Origin of the sequence: Nitrospirillum karajorum (assembly GCF_036348415.1) — a bacterium.
GTDB lineage: Bacteria > Pseudomonadota > Alphaproteobacteria > Azospirillales > Azospirillaceae > Nitrospirillum > Nitrospirillum amazonense_B.
The window spans coordinates 1,319,233-1,338,289 of sequence record NZ_JAZBQB010000002.1; the positions used below are offsets into that span (position 1 = coordinate 1,319,233).

At 69.5% G+C, this 19,057-nt stretch carries 17 protein-coding genes; 11 read left to right on the forward strand and 6 right to left on the reverse strand.

The features are described from left to right. Window positions 1-2 precede the first annotated feature (2 nt). The 4 genes from UCD39_RS13225 to nagA all read left to right on the forward strand — a co-directional run bounded on the left by UCD39_RS13225 (window position 3) and on the right by nagA (window position 6,721). A complete protein-coding gene (locus tag UCD39_RS13225) occupies window positions 3-3,689 on the forward strand; it encodes a cellulose biosynthesis protein BcsC (protein ID WP_330496459.1) in 3,687 nt (1,228 codons plus the stop codon). 5 nt (window positions 3,690-3,694) lie between these two features. Then, the gene (gene bcsD / locus UCD39_RS13230; protein WP_330496460.1) at window positions 3,695-4,246 is read left to right on the forward strand and encodes a cellulose biosynthesis protein BcsD; all 552 of its coding nucleotides are present in this window, start codon (window positions 3,695-3,697) and stop codon (window positions 4,244-4,246) included. A gap of 244 nt (window positions 4,247-4,490) precedes the next feature. Then, entirely contained in the window at window positions 4,491-5,540 is a 1,050-nt protein-coding gene (locus UCD39_RS13235; protein WP_330496461.1) for an SIS domain-containing protein, read from the forward strand. After that, entirely contained in the window at window positions 5,540-6,721 is a 1,182-nt protein-coding gene (nagA, locus tag UCD39_RS13240) for an N-acetylglucosamine-6-phosphate deacetylase (RefSeq protein WP_330496462.1), read from the forward strand. Before UCD39_RS13235 ends, nagA begins: the two co-directional genes overlap by 1 nt. On the opposite strand, the gene UCD39_RS13245 is transcribed toward nagA, so the two are convergent. Beyond that, window positions 6,697-7,713: a DegT/DnrJ/EryC1/StrS family aminotransferase gene (locus tag UCD39_RS13245; RefSeq protein WP_330496463.1), complete on the reverse strand. Its 1,017-nt coding sequence runs from the start codon at window positions 7,711-7,713 to the stop codon at window positions 6,697-6,699. The genes nagA and UCD39_RS13245 overlap by 25 nt on opposite strands. After that, a complete protein-coding gene (locus UCD39_RS13250) occupies window positions 7,710-8,924 on the reverse strand; it encodes an acyl-CoA dehydrogenase family protein (protein WP_330496464.1) in 1,215 nt (404 codons plus the stop codon). The genes UCD39_RS13245 and UCD39_RS13250 overlap by 4 nt, the downstream gene beginning before the upstream one ends. Before the next feature lie 156 nt (window positions 8,925-9,080). Between UCD39_RS13250 and UCD39_RS13255 the strand changes: the two genes are divergently transcribed. Continuing rightward, window positions 9,081-10,130 (forward strand): IolE/MocC family protein, encoded by a 1,050-nt coding sequence (locus UCD39_RS13255; RefSeq protein ID WP_330496465.1) that lies wholly within the window; start codon window positions 9,081-9,083, stop codon window positions 10,128-10,130. An 8-nt stretch (window positions 10,131-10,138) separates the two neighbouring features. On the opposite strand, the gene UCD39_RS13260 is transcribed toward UCD39_RS13255, so the two are convergent. Together UCD39_RS13260 and UCD39_RS13265 are read right to left on the reverse strand one after the other, a co-directional pair. Further along, a complete protein-coding gene (locus UCD39_RS13260) occupies window positions 10,139-11,632 on the reverse strand; it encodes a HesA/MoeB/ThiF family protein (protein ID WP_330496466.1) in 1,494 nt (497 codons plus the stop codon). After that, entirely contained in the window at window positions 11,625-11,903 is a 279-nt protein-coding gene (locus UCD39_RS13265) for a multiubiquitin domain-containing protein (protein WP_330496467.1), read from the reverse strand. Before UCD39_RS13265 ends, UCD39_RS13260 begins: the two co-directional genes overlap by 8 nt. Before the next feature lie 170 nt (window positions 11,904-12,073). Between UCD39_RS13265 and murA the strand changes: the two genes are divergently transcribed. Both murA and UCD39_RS13275 read left to right on the forward strand, forming a co-directional pair. After that, window positions 12,074-13,336 (forward strand): UDP-N-acetylglucosamine 1-carboxyvinyltransferase, encoded by a 1,263-nt coding sequence (gene murA / locus UCD39_RS13270; protein ID WP_330496468.1) that lies wholly within the window; start codon window positions 12,074-12,076, stop codon window positions 13,334-13,336. Then, entirely contained in the window at window positions 13,336-14,205 is an 870-nt protein-coding gene (locus UCD39_RS13275) for a glucosamine kinase nucleotide-binding domain-containing protein (RefSeq protein ID WP_330496469.1), read from the forward strand. The genes murA and UCD39_RS13275 overlap by 1 nt, the downstream gene beginning before the upstream one ends. 3 nt (window positions 14,206-14,208) lie before the next feature. Here the strand turns inward: UCD39_RS13275 and UCD39_RS13280 are convergent, their stop codons facing one another. Beyond that, window positions 14,209-15,057: a protein phosphatase 2C domain-containing protein gene (locus UCD39_RS13280; protein WP_330496470.1), complete on the reverse strand. Its 849-nt coding sequence runs from the start codon at window positions 15,055-15,057 to the stop codon at window positions 14,209-14,211. 214 nt (window positions 15,058-15,271) lie between these two features. Here UCD39_RS13280 and UCD39_RS13285 point away from each other — a divergent pair, with 214 nt between their 5' ends. The 4 genes from UCD39_RS13285 to UCD39_RS13300 are packed head-to-tail and all read left to right on the forward strand — an operon-like array spanning window position 15,272 to window position 18,783. Further along, a complete protein-coding gene (locus UCD39_RS13285) occupies window positions 15,272-16,279 on the forward strand; it encodes a radical SAM protein (protein ID WP_330496471.1) in 1,008 nt (335 codons plus the stop codon). Window positions 16,280-16,322: 43 nt separating this feature from the next. Then, entirely contained in the window at window positions 16,323-17,447 is a 1,125-nt protein-coding gene (locus tag UCD39_RS13290; RefSeq protein WP_442943635.1) for an anhydro-N-acetylmuramic acid kinase, read from the forward strand. Between the two features lie 15 nt (window positions 17,448-17,462). After that, window positions 17,463-17,906, forward strand: coding sequence for a SufE family protein (locus UCD39_RS13295; protein ID WP_330496472.1), 444 nt, complete (start codon window positions 17,463-17,465; stop codon window positions 17,904-17,906). A 34-nt stretch (window positions 17,907-17,940) separates the two neighbouring features. Then, window positions 17,941-18,783 carry a HesA/MoeB/ThiF family protein gene (locus UCD39_RS13300; protein WP_330496473.1) on the forward strand — a complete coding sequence of 281 codons (843 nt, stop codon included), beginning with the start codon at window positions 17,941-17,943 and terminating at the stop codon, window positions 18,781-18,783. Here UCD39_RS13300 and moaD read toward each other — a convergent pair. Further along, window positions 18,711-18,962 (reverse strand): molybdopterin converting factor subunit 1, encoded by a 252-nt coding sequence (moaD, locus tag UCD39_RS13305; protein WP_330496474.1) that lies wholly within the window; start codon window positions 18,960-18,962, stop codon window positions 18,711-18,713. The two genes, UCD39_RS13300 and moaD, sit on opposite strands and share 73 nt — an antisense overlap. Between the last annotated feature and the right edge of the window lie 95 nt (window positions 18,963-19,057).

Sequence of the window (19,057 nt, forward strand, 5' to 3'; positions counted from 1 at the left end):
GCATGCGTAAGACCGTCGCGTTCGCCGGACTCCTGCTGTTGTCCTCCCTCTCCGCCGCCTGGGCGGAGACCATGCCCGACGCCCTGAACCTGATGCTGGAGAAGGCCGACTTCTGGGTTCGGCGCGACCGGCCGGACCTGGCCCGGGAAACCCTGAACGCCGTGCTCACCGTGTCACCCAATCAGCCGGTGGCGCTGGCCCGCCTGGCGGAGATTGAGGCTGACCAGGGGCATCGCGCGGAGGCGGAGGCGCTGATGCGCCGTCTGTCCGCCCTGCGCCCGGCCAGCCCGGGTGTCGCGGCGGAGGTGCGGGCCGTGGAGGCCGGCGGTCACCGGGCCACCCTGGCCGATGCGCGCCGTGCGGCCCAATCGGGCGACCTGGCCGGCGCCATCGCCCGGTACAAGGAGATCTTCCAGGGCCCCCCGCCGACCATCCCCTTGGCGTTGGAGTATTACCAGACGCTGGCCGGCACCGAGAGCGGCTGGGAGGAGGCGCGGGATGGCCTGCGTGAACTGGCGGAACAGCCCGGCGCGCCAACCGAGGCGCGGATCAGCTATTTGCGGGTGCTGAGTTATCGCGAGGCGACGCGGCGGGAGGTGTTGTCCCAGCTCGCGGCCATGGCGAAGTCGGCGCCGCTCGATGGCGAGGCCAAGAAGATACGCCATGACACGCTGCTGTGGCTGAACGCCGGCGCCGACGACAAGGCGGCGTATGCCCAGTATTTGGCCGACAACCCGGATGACGGGGCGGTCAGGGCGCGTTATGCGGCGTTGGACAAGCCAGCGGCCCGCGCCGACAACCGGGGTGTCGCACGGGCGCGGGCCTACGCCGCCCTGCGGGCCGAACGGCTGGATGTGGCCGAGGCGGGGTTCCAATCGGCCCTGAAGGAGAATGCGGCGGATGCGGAGGCCCGTGCCGGGCTGGGCTTGGTGCGTTTGCGCCAGAACCGCTTCGCCGAGGCCGCAAGCCTGCTGGATGGCGCCAGCAAGGCCGCACCGGCCCGGGCCGCGCAATGGCGCGACGCGCTGGCCAGCGCCGTGTTCTGGCGGGACATGCAGGCGGCGACGGAAGACCGTGACGCGGGGCGGCTGGCGTCGGCGGAGGATCGGGCCCAGGCCTTGGGCGCCGGCGCGCGCTCCCCCCTCGACCGGCAGGCCGCCACGCTGCTGCTGGCGGATGTGCGGGTGCGGCGCGACGAGCTTGCCGGGGCGGAGGAAGCCTACCGCGCCGTGTTGAAGGCGACCCCCGGCCAGCCCACCGCGCTGTCCGGCCTGTTCAACGTGCTGCTGCGGCAGCGGCGCGACCGTGAGGCGGAAGCCTTGGCGGCCAGCCCGGAGGCCGAGGCCTTGCGCCAATCACCGGCCTACACCGTCCTGCAGGGCGGTTTGGCGCACGCCCGCGCCAACGCCGCGGTGGCCGCCGGCGACGTGCTGGGCGCCCGGGCGGCGTTCGTCCAGGCCCGGCAACTGACGCCGGATGACGCCTGGCTGCGTCTGGACTATGCCCGCTTCCTGGTGGCCCAGCATGACGATGCGGCTGCGCGATCGATCATGGCGGTGACGCCGGAGGAAACGCGGGTCGACCTGTTGCATGCCGCCGCGCTGTTCCAGGCCGACCGGCAGGACTGGACCGCGGTGCGCGGCCTGCTGGAGCGTGTGCCCGCCGCCGCCCTGACGCCGGCCATGACGGCCCTGCTGGAGCAGGCGACCCTGCGGCGTGAGATGACGTTGGCCCAGATGCAGCCGCCTGTCGAGGCCCGGGTGCGCCTGCTGGGGCTGCGCCCCCTGGCGCGGACGGCGGAAACGCGGGGCTTGCTGGCGGGGGCCCTGGCGGACGCCGGGGACGCGCAGGCCGCGCTCAGCCTGTTGCAGCCGGACGTCTATGGCGCCCAGGTGACGGCCACGCCGCTCCTGCAATATACCGCCCTGCTGATGAAGGCCGACCGTGGGGCTGAGGCGGCGGGTCTGCTGCGCCAGTTGGAGCAGCGCGCCGACCTCACCGATACCGAGCGCCAGGGTTTGGCGGGGCTGAAATCGGCCATGGCGGTTCGTATCGCCGACAGCGCCCGCCAACGCGGTGACTATGCCGACGCCTACGACGCCATCGCCCCGCTGTTCAAGGCGAACAGCGGGGACCCGGCCCTGGTCCAGGCGATGGGGCGCATCTACCTCAGCGCCGGCCGGCCGGCCGAAGCGCTGGCCCTGCTGGGCGGTGTCCTGGCCGCCCACCCCGAAGACCTGGATGCCCAGCGGGGTGCCGCCGAGGCGGCCATCGCCGCCGGCGAGACGCGGCAGGCACGTCGAATCCTGGCCGCGGCGGCCCGTGCCCACCCGGACGATCCTCAGGTGCACCAAGCCTTGGCGCTATTGGCGCGGAAGGAGGATGACAGCGGCACGGCTCTCAAGGAGCTGAAGACGGCGCAAGAGTTGCGGCTGGCCCAACTCGGGCGGGGGCCGATGCAAGTGGCCGCCGCTGATGCCCCCGACGCCAACCCGTTCCGCGCTCCGGCCAAGGCATCCGACGCGGTGCCCCTGGGCGACCCCCTGCTGGCCACGCTGGCGGCGGATACGGCGGCGGTGGAGGAACAGTCCATGCCCCGCTTCGTGGCTGAGGTGCAGGCGCGGCTGCGCTCCGGTGAATCGGGCCTCAGCCGGCTGGTGGAATCGTCGGCCAAGGCCGGGTTCAGCACGCCGCTGTTCGGCATGGGGCAGTTGCAGGCCTCCCTGACGGGGGTGCACCTGGATGCCGGCGACATGGGCACCAACACTGACACCTACCGCCGCTTCGGCAGCAACATGTTCCTGACGGCGACGCAGGTGACCAAGCCGGAGGCGCAGGCCGCCAATGGTGCGGCGCCGGAGCTGTCGTACCGGCTGGACGACGTGGCCTTGGACGTGGGCGCCACGCCGCTTGGCTTCCGTGTCGTGCGCCCGGTCGGTGGCCTGAGGTGGACGCCCCAGCTTTCCGATGTGACGCAGTTGCAACTCGAAATGTCGCGGCGCGCGGTCACCGACAGCGTGCTGAGCTACGCCGGCGCCCGCGATCCCATCACGGGGCAGACCTGGGGCGGGGTGACCAAGACGGCCGCTCTGGCCGGGCTGGCCTATGACGACGGAAGCCTCGGGCTGTACGGCGACATGGGCTATGGCGAGCTGCGCGGTGTCCATGTCACGGCCAATCGTGAGGTCCAGGCCACGCTGGGCGCCTACATGCACCTGGCGAAGACGTCCGCGTCCGATCTGACCTTGGGCGTGAACGCCACGGGCATGGGCTATGACCGCAATCTGCGCTATTTCACCTACGGTCAGGGCGGCTACTTTAGCCCGCAGGAGTTCTACGCCCTGACGTTCCCTGTCAATTACACCGTGCAGGGGGCGAACTTCCGATATTCGCTGGGCGGCAGCCTGGGCGTCCAGCATTTCCGGGAGGAGGCGACGAACCTGTTCCCGGATGATCCGACCAGCCAGGCGGCGCTGGTGGCGCTGTCGGCCGACCGCGTCACCGACAGCCTGTTCCGCACGCGCTTCGGCGGGCAGGAAACGACCAACATCGGGTATGGCCTGAACGGCGCCTTCGAATACCGGATCAATTCCTTCCTCACGCTGGGTGGTTCGCTGTCCGTGAAACGGTCCGCCGACTGGACCGAGAGCACCGGCCGCATCACCCTGAAAACCCCTCTTGGAGATTGACCCCCATGCTTGCCGCGTTTCAGGAACGGTTCGCCGCCCTGCAGGCGTCGCCCGCCGCGCCGGAATCCCCGGATGCCGTCACCTTGCGCCATCACCGGTGGCAATCCTGCGCCCTTCAGTGGCGCGCCTTCATCCATACCTTGTTCGCTGAACTGGAAAGCGGTGTGGAACCGGCGGCGGCGCAAGCTTTCTACCGATCGGTCGGTTTGCGCTTCGCCGAAGGGATGGCTTTGCCGCCCTGCGAATCCCTGGAGGATCTGGAGCGTGCCATCGGGGATTGCTGGGCGGCGCTGGACTGGGGCTGGGTCCGGTTGGTGGATGAGGGGCAGTTCCTGCGTATCAGCCACGGCGCCTACCCCGTGCCCCATGCCGGACCACCCCACCCCGGTGACACCGCGCCGGCCCTGATGTCCCCTCCCTGGATGTCCTACATGCTGGAGGGCGTCTATACCCGCTGGATGGGGGAACTGGGCGGCACGGGCCTCCTGGCGGTGTGCCGCAACCGCCAGGTGCCCATCACCCAGCCCCTGATCTTCGATTTCGGCCGGCACGGCTGACAGGCGGCAGGGGGGCGCGTCACCCCGACCATCCCTGTCACTCACATATGGTATTATTCTGGTCTGGCGTGGTGCTATTCCTCCTTGCGCCACCACCAGGGAAGAGTGGCTATAGATAATTATATAACAACAAATTATGAGATGGCCGAGTCAGGCGGATATGCGGGGATTGGCGACTGGTTTCTATATGGTATTATGTCGTGCCCGTCATCGGGCGCCGCCATCATTTGATGCAGGATAGGCTATGGTTGTTGCCAAGACCGCGTCCCCGACGGTTCCGCTAATGGCCCTGGAGGCGGCCGAGTCCGGCGCCGCCGCGGCCCGGCAGATCGCCCGCACGGCACCGCTGTTCCGCGAACTGGGCGCCCGGCTGCGGGCGCTGAAGCCCAAGGTGGTCGTCACCTGCGCGCGGGGCAGCAGCGACCACGCCGCCGCCTACGGCAAATACCTCATCGAAACCCGGCTGGGCGTGCCCGTCGCCTCCGTCGGGCCCTCCGTCGTCTCCCTCTACAATGCCCCCCTGGCCGTGGACGGCGCCCTGTTCGTGGCGGTGTCGCAGTCCGGCCGCAGCCCCGACCTGCTGCGCCTGGCGGAGGCCGCCAAGGCCGGCGGCGCCCTGGTGGTGGGCTTCGTGAATGACGAGACCTCCCCCCTGGCCGCGCTGGCCGATGTCTTCATTCCGCTGTGCGCCGGGCCGGAGAGGAGTGTCGCCGCCACCAAGTCCTACCTCACCGCCTGCGTCGCTTTTTTGCAGTTGGTGGCCCATTGGCGGGAGGATGCGGGCCTGGCGGACACGGTGGCCCGGGTCCCCGGCTGGCTGGACCAGGCCGTGGCCCTGGATTGGTACCCGGCCTTGCGCGGGCTGGAACTGGCCACCGGCCTCTATGTCCTGGGCCGGGGCATCGGCAGCGGGGCGGCGGCGGAAATCGCCCTGAAGTGCAAGGAGACCTGCCGCCTGCATGCCGAAGCCTTCAGCGCGGCCGAGGTGGTGCATGGCCCCTTCGCCCTGGTGGGCCCCGGCTTCCCCATCCTGGCGCTGACCCAGGACGACGTGACGGCGGCGGTGACGCGCGACACCCTGGCCAAGGCCGCCGCCCTGGGCGCCCCCATCCTGGCCACCGAGATCGGCATCGACGGCGTCGAGGCCCTGCCCGTGGTGCCGGGCCTGCCGGCGGAGGTGGGCCCCCTGGCGGCGGTCGCCAGCTTCTACAGGGCCATCCACCGGGTGGCGCGGGCCCGGGGCCTGGACCCCGACGTGCCGCCCAACCTGCGCAAGGTGACGGAGACGGTGTGATGCGGACCTTCTTCCACGGCTGCCCCGTTTTCACCGGCGAACGGACAGTGACGGATGCCGGCGTCCTGGTGGAGGATGGGCGCGTGCTGGACCTGGCGCCCCAGCCGCCGGCGGGCGCGGCCGAGGTGGTCCTGGCGTCGGACAGCCTGCTGGCGCCCGGCTTCGTCGACACGCAGGTGAACGGTGGCGGCGGGGTGCTGTTCAATGAGACGCCGACGGCGGCGGGGGCCCTGGCCATCGCCGCCGCGCATCGCCGCTTCGGCACCACCGCGCTGCTGCCCACCTTCATCACCGACGCCGCCGGCACATGGCGCCGGGCGGTGGACGCGGCGGCCGAGGCGGCGCGGATGCCCGGCGGCGGCGTCATCGGCATCCACCTGGAAGGCCCCTTCCTGAACATGGAACGCCGGGGCGTGCATGAGGCGGCCTATGTCCGCGCGCCCACCGATGAGGACGTCGCGTTCCTGCTGGGCCTGCCGGCGCGCTTCGCCGGCGGCCGCGTCCTGCTGACCCTGGCCCCGGAGGTGGTGGACGACTGCATCCTGGCCCGCCTGGCCGATGCCGGCCTCATCCTGGCCGGGGGCCACTCCGCCGCCAGCTTCGCCCGCACGCGCGGCGCGCTGGACCACGGCCTGACCGGCTTCACCCACCTGTTCAACGCCATGCCGCCCTTGATGAACCGGGAGCCGGGCATCGCCGGCGCGGCGCTGGCGGACACGCGCGGCTGGTGCGGCGTCATCGCCGACGGCGTGCATGTCCACGGTGCCATGCTGCGCCTGGCGCTGGCGGCCAAGGGGCCGGAGCGCCTGTTCCTGGTGACCGACGCCATGCCGCCCACCGGCACCGACGCCGACCGGTTCGAGCTGTACGGCCAGACCATCCACCGCCGCAATGGCCGCCTGGAGACGGCGGACGGCGTGCTGGCCGGCGCCGATATCGACATGGCGGCGGCCGTGCGCGGCGCCATGGGCCTGATGGGCGTGTCGCGGGAAACGGCGCTGGCCATGGCCTCAAAGGTGCCGGCGGACTTCCTGGGACTGCCGGATGTGGGCCGCATCGCCCCGGGGGCCCGGGCGGACCTGGTGGAGCTGTCGCCCGACCTGGCCGTGCGGCGGGTGTGGATGAGGGGTGGGGAAACCCCACTCCCTGAGCTTGCTTACGACAAGGATGGACGGGGATAATAAATCGGGACGCACCAATGGTTCTTGGCCACCCATTCCGTATTGGGCAGGTCGGCCTCCACCCCCATGATACGGTGACAGGGCAGTTCGTAAACCTTGCCGGTCGAGGTGGGGATGCTCTGGAAGACGATGTACTTGTAGAAGCCGCTGCTCATGCCATCGGGCAAGTGCACCCGGTCGGGGTGGACCGGGTCCAGCACATCGCGGGCATAGGCCTGCTTCCAGGCCACGATTTCCGGCATGCGCCGGATTTGCACGGTGCCGAAGGCGGCGCGGAACTCATCCATGCGGTGGTTCAGGCTCTGCACCTTGTAGCCCGAGCCCCGGCCGTAGTCCCGGTATGACCGGGCGTGGCGCAACACGTCCTCATGCCGGCTGACCACCACGCCGCCCTCGCCGGTGGTGATGGTCTTGGTGGCGTAGAGCGAGAAGATGCCGGCGTCGCCGAAGCTGCCCGGCTTCTGCCCGTTCCAGTCGGCGCCCACGGCATGGGCGCAATCCTCCACCAGGATGATGCCCTTGTCCCGGCAATAGGTCGCGATCTTGTGGATGTCGAAGGCGATGTGGCCGCCTATATGGACGATGAAGGCCAGGGCTGGGCGATGCCGTTCCGCCTTGGCCACGAAATCATCGAAGGACCCGCACAAATCGTGGCGGTTGCAGTCATAGAACACCACCTCCGCCCCTGACAGCTGGGCGGCGCGCGGCGTGGCCAGGAAGGTGTTGGAGGGGCACAGCACGGTGGCGCCCCGCACCTCGAAATGGTCCAGCACGGCCATGGCGCCACCGGCCCAATTGTCGAAGGCCACGGCCGGCAGCTCGTTCCACGCCCGCCAGGCATCCTCGAACTCCTCCAGCTGGGCGGCGTGGCTCCATTTGTTGGACCGCAGGATGGCGCGCCAGCGGCGCATGATCTCTTCCTCATCTCGGTCGTCGTACCCCAGGCTGAAGGGTAGGGGCGGGGAGGGGTTTTGGTCCGGCTGTCCGCTCAAAGCAAAGTATCCTTCACGTCCAGTTGGAACAGGTGGGCGCCCAGGGTCCGACCGTAGACTTCATATTGGTTGGCGGCGTGCTGGCGGGCAGCCTGGATGTCGGCGCAGATGGGGCCCAGCGGATTGGCGACGGACAAGGCAGACGCGCCGGCGGCCTTGAACAGACGCCGGGCCAGCCGGTCACACCGTTCCACCACCGAGGTGGCCTGGACGCGATACAGCATGCGGTCGGCGATGGGCGCGTCCCCACCCTGGCGGGCATGGTCCAGCATGCGCTCGAAATTGCCTTCCAGGGTGCGGGTCATCTCGTCCAGCTCGACCGCTGTCTCGCCGCAGGCCAGCTGGGCCACGGGGTCGGTCAAGGGCCCCGTCCCGCGGCGGCGGTTGTGCTCGATGAAGGCGTCCAGCATGCCGCGCAGGCCGCCCAGCGCCGGGGTGGAGATGGCGCGGAACAGCATCTGGGGCAGGGGGATGCGGTAGAGCGGCGCCGGGTTCACGGCCAGGCCGGGGCCGCCGGTCAGGAAACGCTCCTGCACGCCATGACGCCGGTGGGCGGGGACGAAGCGGTCCTCCACCGACACGTCATGGCTGCCCGTGCCGCGCAGGCCGATGGTGTCCCAGGTGTCGTGGATGCGCACGTCGGCGCGCGGCACCAGGAAGATGACATGCTCCGGCGTGTCGCCCTCCAGCGCCGCCATGGCGCCCAGCATGAACCAGTCGGCGTGGTCGGCGCCGCTGGAAAAGCCCCAGCGGCCACTGAGGCGGAAGCCGCCCGGCACGCGCGTGGCCTTGCCCGCTGGCATGTAGCTGGAGGCCAGCAGCGCCAGCGGATCATCCCGCCAGACATCGTCCTGCGCCTCGACCGGCAGTAGCGCCAGGTGGAAGGCCACCATGCCCATGACACCCTGCAGCCAGCCGATGGACATGTCCCCGGCCGACAGGGCGGCCTGCACGGCGAAGAAGGTGGCAGGATGACATTCGGCCCCGCCATAGCGCCGGGGCTGCAGCAGACGGAACAGGCCGGCCTGCCTTATGGCGTCGATCAGGGCGGCGGGGGCGCGGCGCTCACGCTCCCCCTCCACCTTCAGGCTATCGATCAGGGGCAGCAGCTGGTGGGCGCGGTCCAGGATGGCGGCGGGAACCTCAAGGGGCGTGAACGGCGCCGACGCCCCCGGCACGTCCGTCCGTGTTCGCGACCATGATTCCGGCATGGGGCCCGCCCCCTGGTTCTTGTCCTTATCGGAAGGGCCGGCAACTCCGCCTGGGGCATGCCACCGGACCACCGATTAGATACCATATGAATACCAGCTTGTCCAGGTGGGCTGGCCATGCGACGCTGGCTCCAGCGATCCGGCGGGGATGCGATCATGCCCAACCTTGTCCTGAAGGCCGCCGTGGCCGATTACGGCCAACTGGCCGCGCGCGCCGCCTATCTCGTCGCCCGGGGACGGCCGGTGCGGCTGGAACTGCACACCTTTGGCGAGCGGGACGTGACCTCCGCCGCCGGCCTCGCCCTGGCCCGGCGGAATGTCGCCCGGCTGCGGGACGCGTTTCCGGTGGACGGGCTGATCGTCCATATCCCGCCACAGTCGGTACCGTTGGTCACCCGCGTCGGCTTCGATGCCGACCAATGCCGCCACACCCTGGCTTTCGCGTCGGAGATCGGGGCCGAGGCGGTGGTGCTGCATCGCTATTTCGACATGGTCTTCGGCCAGGCCCCGCCCCGGGCCCGCGACCGGGACGAGGCCGCCCAGGGCTTCGAGGAGGCGGTGCGCGACCTGGCGCGCCTGGCGGGCGGCATGCGGCTGCTGGTGGAGAATGTCGGCCATTATTCCCTACTGCCCCGTGACGGCCGCAGCTACATGACCGGCCCGCTGGACCATTTCTTCCCCTGGGAGATCCAGCGCTTCCGCGAGGTGGTGGCCCGCCACGGGCTTACGGGGGTGGAGCCGTTCATCGACGTGGCGCACGCCACCCTGTCGGCCAACCTGTTCAACCGCCGCCGCGCCCAGCCGCGCCTGACCGACGGCGACGCGCGCTTCGGCTGGATCACGACGGATGACCTGGACCGGGCGCACTGGCTGGAACCCTTCGATTTCGTGGATGAGCGGATGAGCTACCTGCACGTCTCCGATGCCATCCGCCTGGATGAACGCGCCTGCGCCGATCCGGGTCTGGACGCGGCCACCCTGGTGCGCGCCCTCTCGTCCGAGGGGTTGGAGCTGGGTGCGGGCAACCTGCCCTTCGCCGACCTGCCGGCGCGTTTTGGCACCGACGGCGACGTGGTGCTGGAGGTGGAGCCGGCGGCGGGGGAGGATCATGTGGCCAACGGCGCGCAGTTGCGCTCGCTGGAGGCGCTGTCGGGCCACTTCGTCGGCTGTTCCTGCCACCGCCCCGCGGCCGGCCTGGGATTCTAGGGGCGCCCTTACAGCCGCACCGGGGCGGGCCAGTGGGCGGGCGGCTGGAATGGCGCCGCGTCGGCCGCCTGGTCGGCATATCCCCGCGTCGTGGTGCAGGCGCATCCCGGTCGGGGCCGCTGTGGCCGATCCACCGCGCCCAGGCAGTCCGATACCAGGTCCAGCTGCAGCCGTTCGAAGGTGGGGGAGAAGCGGCCGGTCAGCCAGCCGATGACGAAGCCCGCCGCCAGCGTGCCCGCCGTCGTGGTGATGTAGCCCACGGTATCGATCTGCGGCACGGCCGTCAGGATGGGGTCCGGCCGCTCACCATTCGCCGCCGCCAGGGCCGCCTGGTCGGCCGGGGCCAGGCGATCGACCACCGGCAGCAGTTCCTGCGTCACCCGGGTGGGGGAGATCATGCCGCGGCAGCGGGGGCAGGGGTCGGCCGCCAGAAAGCGGACGATCTGCACCAGCTGGCCCGTGACGACCCCATCACGCCCCTCGATCAGGCCGCCGCAATCCACCGCCGGGATCAGGTAGCGGGTGGCGATGTCGGCCACCGCCATGCGGCTGGAATGCTGGTCGGTGCAGCCCATCAGCACATCGGCCTGCAGCACGGCGTCCAGCACCTCGGGCTGTGGCAGGCGGCCGTTGATGGCCTCCACCACCGTGCCGGGGGCGTATTCCGCCACCGACCGCTTGGCGATGGTGACCTTGGGCACGCGGCTGGCCACGTCGGCCGGGGTGCTGCCGTGCAGGCGCTCCAGATTGGATTCCGAGGCGTGGTCGCTGTCGATGATGATCAGCCGGCCCACGCCGGCCCGTGCCAGGATGGGAATGGCGGCGGAGCCGGTGCCGCCGGCGCCGATGAGGGCGACGGTGGAGCGTTGCAGGCGCTGGTACGCCTCGCGCCCGAAGGCGCTGGTCAGGCGGGCCACCCGCTCCGGCGGAATGGGCGGCTCCGGCGGTGGCTCGCCACGCGGCCAGGCGATCACGGTGGGGTCCCGCTCCGCCGCCACGCGGCCGATCTCATGCCAGGCGCCGTCGTGGAAGATACGGCCGGAAATGGCGGTGTCGTTGCCGATCCTAGAAACGATCAGGCTGACGAAGGGGCGGCCGGGGACGAGGTCGGCGAAATAGCCGGCCATGTACCGGTCCATCTCGTCATCCAGGGCGCTGGGCTTGGGCGCCACGCCGGCGGGATGGGCGTGGATGAAGCCGACGGCCAGGGGATGGCCCTCGGCCGCCAGGGCGGCACGGCGCAGGGCGTTGGCCGTGATCTTGATATCCGCCCCGCCGCCCTCGATATCGCCGGGCTGCGGCGGGTCGATGGCGGCCAGCGTGACCGCCAGGTGGGAGCCTGTCGTCCGCCAGCCGAAACGGGCGAAACAGCCGCCCTCCCGATCCGGCTGTCCCGTGAAGGTGGTGGCGAACAGCGCCTCCTTCTCCGGTGAGGCCAGGCGCAGCAAGCCTGTGGGCGTGGCGCGGCAGGGCTTCCCGTTCGGGGAGAGGCGCTCAGCCATGGCCGCCCATCACGAACTGGCGGGTGACCAGGAAGGTGTCGCCCGGGTGGATGTCCAGGGTGTCGGCCAGGGGCAGGGCCACCCAGTCGCCGGTGGGGGCGCTGCGTTCAACCACCGCATTGTCCGCCGGCACGCCCATCAGGGCGGCGATGTCGGCGGCGGTCACCCCCTGGTTGCCGATGGCGAAGCGGCGGCGGTTGACGAAGATTTCGCAGGTTGCGCCGGCGGTCTGGGTCGGGCCGGCTTGATCGGGGGCCTGATCTGGGGTCAAGCTTGGATGGATCGGTGCAGCAGGCATCGCGGTTGGACTTCTGCTCGGTCGATGGGGATCGGTGTCGAGGCTAACAGTATAAAACCAGTTTGTCACCACTTGGCGAACTGGCATGATGATTGGAACAGGCGCGGTGCCGGTCGGTACGGGGCTAGGATGCGGAAAACCTCATGGATCGCTTGATCATCCGGGGCGGGCGGCGGCTGGCCGGCACGGTGGACATCGCCGGCGCCAAGAACGCGGCGCTGCCCCTGATCGCCGCCAGCCTGCTGAGCGATCGGCCGGTGACGCTGGCCAACCTGCCGGCCATCACCGATGTGGAAACCATGCTGGCGCTGGCGGGTGGCTATGGCGTGCGGGTGACGCGCGGACAGGCGCACCAGGTGACGCTGGACGCGGCGGCCGCCGTGAATGCCGAGGCGCACTACGACACCGTGCGCCGCGCCCGGGCGACGGCCCTGGTGCTGGGCCCCCTGCTGGGCCGCTTCGGGCGCGCCCGCGTCTCCCTGCCTGGCGGCTGCGCCATCGGTGCCCGGCCCATCGACCTGCACCTGAAAGCGCTGACCGCCCTGGGTGCCGAGGTGGCGGTGGACGGCGGCTACGTCACCGCCCAGGCGCCGCAGGGTGGCCTCACCGGCGCCCGCATCGTCCTGACCCTGCCCTCCGTGGGCGCGACGGAGACGGCGCTGATGGCCGCCGTGACGGCGCGGGGGGAGACGGAAATCCTGAACGCCGCGCGGGAGCCGGAGGTGGCGGACCTCGCCGCCTGCCTGGTGGCCATGGGCGCCCATATCGAGGGTGCTGGCACGCAGCGCCTCCTGGTGCAGGGGCTGGCCAGCTTCCGCCCGGCGACGCACACGCTGATCCCCGACCGTATCGAGGCCGGCACCTATGCCGTGGCCGCCGCCATCACCGGCGGCCGGCTGGAACTGATCGGGGCCCGGCTGGAACATCTGGCGGTGCAATGCCAGATCCTGGAGCGGGCGGGGGTCAGCGTCTATCCCACCGACCGGGGCCTGATGGTGGAACGGGCGGGGCATCTGCGCGCCACCGACGTCTCGACCGAACCCTATCCCGGCTTCCCCACCGATCTGCAGGCCCAGTTCATGGCCCTGATGTCGGTGGCGGAGGGGGCCACCATGATCCGCGAGACCATCTTCGAGAACCGCTTCATGCATGTGCCGGAACTGGCGCGCCTGGGTGCCGATCTCACCCTGCGCGGCACATCCGTGCTGGTGCGCGGGGTGGAGCGGCTGCGTGGTGCGCCCGTCATGGCGACGGACCTGCGCGCCTCTGTCTGCCTTATCCTGGCGGGGCTGGTGGCGGAGGGGGAGACGGTGGTGAACCGCGTCTACCACCTGGACCGCGGCTATGAGGATCTGGCGCGCAAGCTGGTACGCTGCGGCGCTGATATCGAGCGGGTGCCCGGCTGATGGACGACACGCTGTACCTGGGTGTGGATGGCGGCGGCACCGGCTGCCGCGCGCGGCTGGAGGATGCGGCGGGCACCGTCCTGGGGCAGGGCATCGCCGGCCCCGCCGCCACCCGTTTCGGTATCGAGGCGTCGTGGCAAGCCATCGAGACGGCGGCCCGCCACGCCATCGCGGAGGCGGGGCTGGATGCGGCACGGGTGGGCCGCATCCGCGCCGGCGTGGGCGTGGCCGGCATTGGCCGCAAGGGCGCCCGCGCGGCGCTGGAGGCCATCCATCATCCCTTCGCCAGTATCGCCTTCACCAGCGACGCCATGATCGCCTGTCTGGGCGCGCATGGTGGCCGGGACGGCGGCATCGTCATCGTCGGCACTGGTTCATGCGCCATTGGCCGTGTGGCGGAACGGGAGATGAAGTTCGGCGGCTACGGCTTCCCCATTTCCGATGAGGGCAGCGGCGCCTATCTGGGCCTGCGGGCCCTGCAGCACAGCCTGCGCGCCCATGACGGGCGCGAAGCGGGCGGCGTGCTGACGCGGGAATTGATGGCCCGCTTCCAGGGGGACCCGACGGAGGTGGTGCTGTGGATGGACCGGGCGACGGCCACCGACTATGCCACCCTCGCCCCGCTGGTGTTGCGGCAGGCAGACCAGGGGGACGCCGTGGCCCGCCATGTGGTGCAGGAGGCGGCGGAGCATGTGAACGGTCTGGTGCGGGCGCTGTTGTCCGACGGGGTGCCACGCGTCAGCCTGATCGGCGGCCTGGCCAGCGCCATGGAGGCTTGGCTGGCCCCCGACGTTCGCCGCCGCCTGTCGCCCACCCTGGGCGACGCCGTGACAGGTGCCCTGGCGCTGGCTGGGCGGGCGCCCGACTGACCCTCAGGCGGGGCGAACGACAATAAGGCTGGCGTCGTCTGATCGCTTCAGCCGCAGATGGCCGTGGTGGGGATCATCCGCCGCCTCGATGCGGCGCAGGTCGCGCAAGGCCGTTTCCGCCCTGGCCTGATCGTCCAGGTCCAGGAAATCCGATGCCGTGGCCCGTCCGAACAGATCAATGAGGCGCAGAAAGCCGTCGGTGACCAGGGCGACCGGACCGTTGTCCAAGGGAACCATCTGGCGGTCCACATGCGCCAACGCCTCGGTATCGGTGCTCAAAACCCAATAGCCATCCGCGGTGTTCATGGATTGGCGGTTGGCCCGTACCTGGCCCACGACCTGGTTCCACAGTTCGGCCGGGGTCAGGTCGGGAGTCGCCTCCAGTGCCTGGCGGGCCGCGTGCAGGGTGCGCGCCTCGAAGACGGGAATGTTGGAAGAGCCGAAGACCCCCGCCCGCCCGTCGCGGTCGCGGTGGATGATCCCACAATCGCCGAGGGTGGTCATCTCCAGCCGGTCGTCGATCCGTCGCAGCAGGGCGAAGGCGGCGGATGGCCGTTCATGCCGGGCGCGGGGATGTCCTTCGGTGGCGCCGATGAATGCCTGGGCGACATCCTCCACCACCCGGCGCAGCACGGTGTCGGTGGCAAGGCCATCACTGTCCGCCGCATGCCGGCGCAGGGCCTGGTCCACCTGGCGCGAGAACCAGGCGGCATCGCTCAGGCCCGTGATGGTGGCGCCGCTGATGCCCGTCGCCCCGTCGATGACCCAGGCCCAGTCGCCGTGGTGACCCGCCGCATCCTCGTTGGCCGACGTGCCGCCGGCCTCTGAAATCAACGCGCAAACCTGAAGCAAGCGTGGTCTCCCCTATCGCGTCCGGCCCGCTCCCCGCCCCGCTTCCCGCGATGGCCAACAGTCTCTTCGCCCTGGGAAATTTTTTCCACCCGTACCATGTGAATTTAATGATGTCATGATGGTATTAATCTGGTATACGTCTCGGCACGACATCCTTCCCGCCTGGGGCTAACGGGCCGCCCCTGTATGACAATAAAACGGTCGGAGGTGTACGTTGCTCAAACCACTGCATGACCAGTCTCATCATATACATCCGATATGGTTATGGCTTGATCCGACCAGCAGGTGTAACTTGTCCTGTCGCCTTTGCTATACAAAGCAAAGTCATGGGAAATTGGACCTTGAGCCGGATGATCTTGAAGCGGTATTGGTGAAACTGGCGACTTCATCGTCGGTTGATGTCAAGGGAATACACCTGAATTGGCGGGGAGAGCCCTTGATGAACCCGCGGTTTCATGAATTGCTGGCCATGACGCGACGGCTTTTGCCGGACGCCCCACTCCAATGGCATACCAATGGAACCCTGCTGACACCCAAACGGGTTAGCGAAATTCTATCGGTACCCTTTCCCCACACCATTTATGTGTCGCTTGATGGCGGCAACCAGGCGAGCCATGATTTGAACCGGGGGGAGGGCACGTTCCAGAAGACCCTCCGGGGCTTGCGCACCCTGCTGGACGCGCGGGGCCGGGACCATGGCCACGTCCGCGTCGGCGTGTACCAGATCGATCTCAACGAACCGCTCGAGGATTATGATCCAGAGTTTCTGGCGTTGGCGGCACGGGTGGACACCCATGTGAAGGTCACGCCCCTGTTGCCGGGCGGCGCCCATCACAAAATCCGGGAACTGGATGATCTGGAAAGTGACGAGGCGCTGCACCGCCGCATGTCGCAGGATATCAACCCGTCCTTGCCCGTGCCCACCGGCGCCTGCTTCTGGGCCGGCCATACCTTGTGCATGGCCCCGGATGGCGAAACGTCGGTCTGCGTCATCAGTCACGGCGCTCAGGGTGTCGTCGGCAACCTGATGACAGAGACGGCGGAGACGGTGGTGGGACGCGCCGTCGACTTCCGTCGCCGCATGGCGGAGGACGGGCGCCAGTCCATCCTGCTCTGTGCCGGTTGCCGCAAGCCGAATGGTGAGATCCACGCCAAGCATAAGGCGGCGACGCCGCCCCCGGCGCGGCATCAGGAGGCGTTCCAATACGCCTCAGTCCGTTGAGCGTAGAGTTAAGAACCATTGGGGAAATCAGGGAGATCAATCAATGCAACCGATGTGGGCCATCGGCCTTATGACGGGCACAGTCCTGGACGGGATGATCGATATCGCGTGCATCCGCACGGATGGCGTTCATGTGTACGATTTCGGCCCGTGGAAGCTGGCGCCCTATCCGACGGACCTGCGCGGCCTTCTGGGGGAGGCGGTGGCCCAGGCGCTCACCTGGCGCTTCGAGGGGGCGGAGCCCCCGATTTTCGCTGAGGCGGAACGGGCCCTGTCCCGTGCCCAGGCCGAGGCGGTGGCCCAGTTCCTGGTCGAGAACGACATGCGGCCGGGGGAGGTGGCGGCCGTGGGCTTCCACGGCCAGACGGTGTTGCACCGCGCGCCGGTTCCCGGCCGCTTCGGCGACACCCGCCAGCTGGGCGACGGTCAACTGATGGCCGACATCCTGGGCATCGACGTCGTCTATGACTTCCGCACCGCCGACATGCGCGCGGGCGGTCACGGTGCGCCCCTGTCCGCCAGCTATCATGCCGCCCTGCTGAAGCGTGTCCACGCCGGGCCTGAGGTCGCGGCCCTGAACCTGGGTGGCGTCGGCAACGTCACCTGGTGGGATGGCAAGGACCAGTTCGAGGCCTTCGACACCGGCCCCGCCAACGGCCCCATCAACGACTGGATCATGCGCCACGGGGCGGGGGAGATGGATGTGGACGGCGCCATCGCCCGGCGCGGCCGGGTGGATGAGGCGCGGCTGGCCCGCTTGCTGGACCATCCCTACCTGTCGGCGGCATACCCGAAGTCTTTGGATCGCTACGACTTCACCGCCGACATGGCCGACGGCCTGTCGCTGGAGGATGGCGCGGCCACCCTGACGGCCTTCACGGCGGGGACGGTGGGGCGCTCGCTGGATTTGCTGCCCACCCGGCCGACCAAGCTGATCGTCTGTGGCGGCGGCCGCAAGAACCCGGCCATCATGGCCGCCTTGGGCGAGCGCGCCAAGGTGGAGGCTGTGCCGGCGGAGGCGGTGGACTGGCGCGGCGACGCGGTGGAGGCGGAGTGCTTCGCCTATCTCGCCGCCCGCGTGCTGGCCGGCCTTCCCATCAGCTTCCCCAAGACCACGGGGGTGAAGGCGCCCATGACCGGCGGCATCGTGGCCCGGCACAAACGCTGAAGACAGGGGCGGACCATGACCGACCTGGCCGACCTCCCCGTTTCCACCGTCGCGGATATCGACGCCGCCGCCGCGGCGCTGGAGGCGGAGTTCGCCGGGTTGGACGATTGGTCCGCCCGCCTGAAGCACCTGATGGACCTGGGCCGCGCCCTGGACGGCATCCCGCCGGACCAGCGGCGTGACCAGGATCAAGTGACCGGCTGCCAGTCGCAGTTGTGGCTGGTCATCGAGCGGACGCCGGCGGCCCTGCGTATCCGGGCGGATTCCGACGCCTTGATCATGCGGGGCCTGCTGGCCCTGGTGCTGCGGCTGTATGACGGGCGGCCGCCCGCCGCGATCCTGGCCCACAGTCCAGCGGTGCTGGACCGACTGGCCGTGGGCCGCAATCTGGCGCCCAGCCGTGCCAACGGCGTGCACCTGATCGTGAAGCGTATCCGCGAGGCCGCCGGCGCGGCCTGAGCAATCAAGAAAAATGGAACAGGAGGCCTGGGTGATGTCGACCGTTCCTGATGAGGCGAGTTTCTACCGGCGGCAGGTGGTTCTGCCGGAGATCGGCGTTGCCGGCCAGACCCGGCTTAAGGCCGCGCGCGTGCTGGTCATCGGTGCCGGCGGCCTGGGCTCCCCCCTGCTGATGTACCTGGCGGGGGCGGGGGTGGGCACGCTGGGTTTCGCCGATTTCGACTGTGTCGAGCCATCCAACCTGCACCGTCAGATCCTGCACGGCGTCGACCGGTTGGACATGCCCAAGGTACAGAGTGCCACCCTGACGCTGGCCCGTATCAACCCGCATGTGCGGCTGGTGGAGCACGCGGTGCCGGTGAATGCGGAGAACGCGGACGCGCTGGTGGCCCAGTATGACATCGTGGCCGATGGCTGCGACAACTTCGCCACCCGCGACGCGGTGCATGCCGCCTGCCGCCGGGCCGGGATTGTGCTGGTCAGCGCCGCCGTGCAGCTGGCCGATGGCATCCTGACCACCTTCAAGTCCCACCTGGGGGGACAGCACCCCTGCTTCCGGTGTCTCTATCCCGAGGTGCCGGCGGTGGCGCCCAGCTGTTCGGAGATCGGCGTACTGGGCCCGGCGGTGGGCGTCATGGGCGCGCTGCAGGCCATCGAGGTGATCAAGGAGATCCTGGGCGTGGAGCCCAGCCTGTCCGGCACGCTGGCGATGTACGACGCCTGGAGCTGCGACGTTACCAAGGTGGAGCTGCCCCGCCGGGAGAACTGTCCCTGCTGCGGGGCGGCCCAGGAAGGAAACGCCGGTCAGCCGCCGGTGACGGGTGGGAACAGGACCACCTCATCCGTCGCCGCCAGCGGGTGCGATTTCTCGACATAGCGGCGGTTGACGGTGTAGCGCAGGCTGCCTTGCGCGGTGGCGATTTCCGCCAGGGCCGGATGTCGGCCAGACAGGTAATCGATCAGCTCGCTCACCGTGTTGCAGTTCTGCGGCAAGTCTATCTGTTCCGATGCGGTGCCGGTCTTGGCGCGAAGCCAGGAAAAATAAGCGATACGCATGGCTGCCTCCTGTTTCGGATACTATTGCTTATCGGCACGATGATTTCAATAATTTATCGCGTCCGATCAATCTATAAATAATGGCGAGGGAAAGA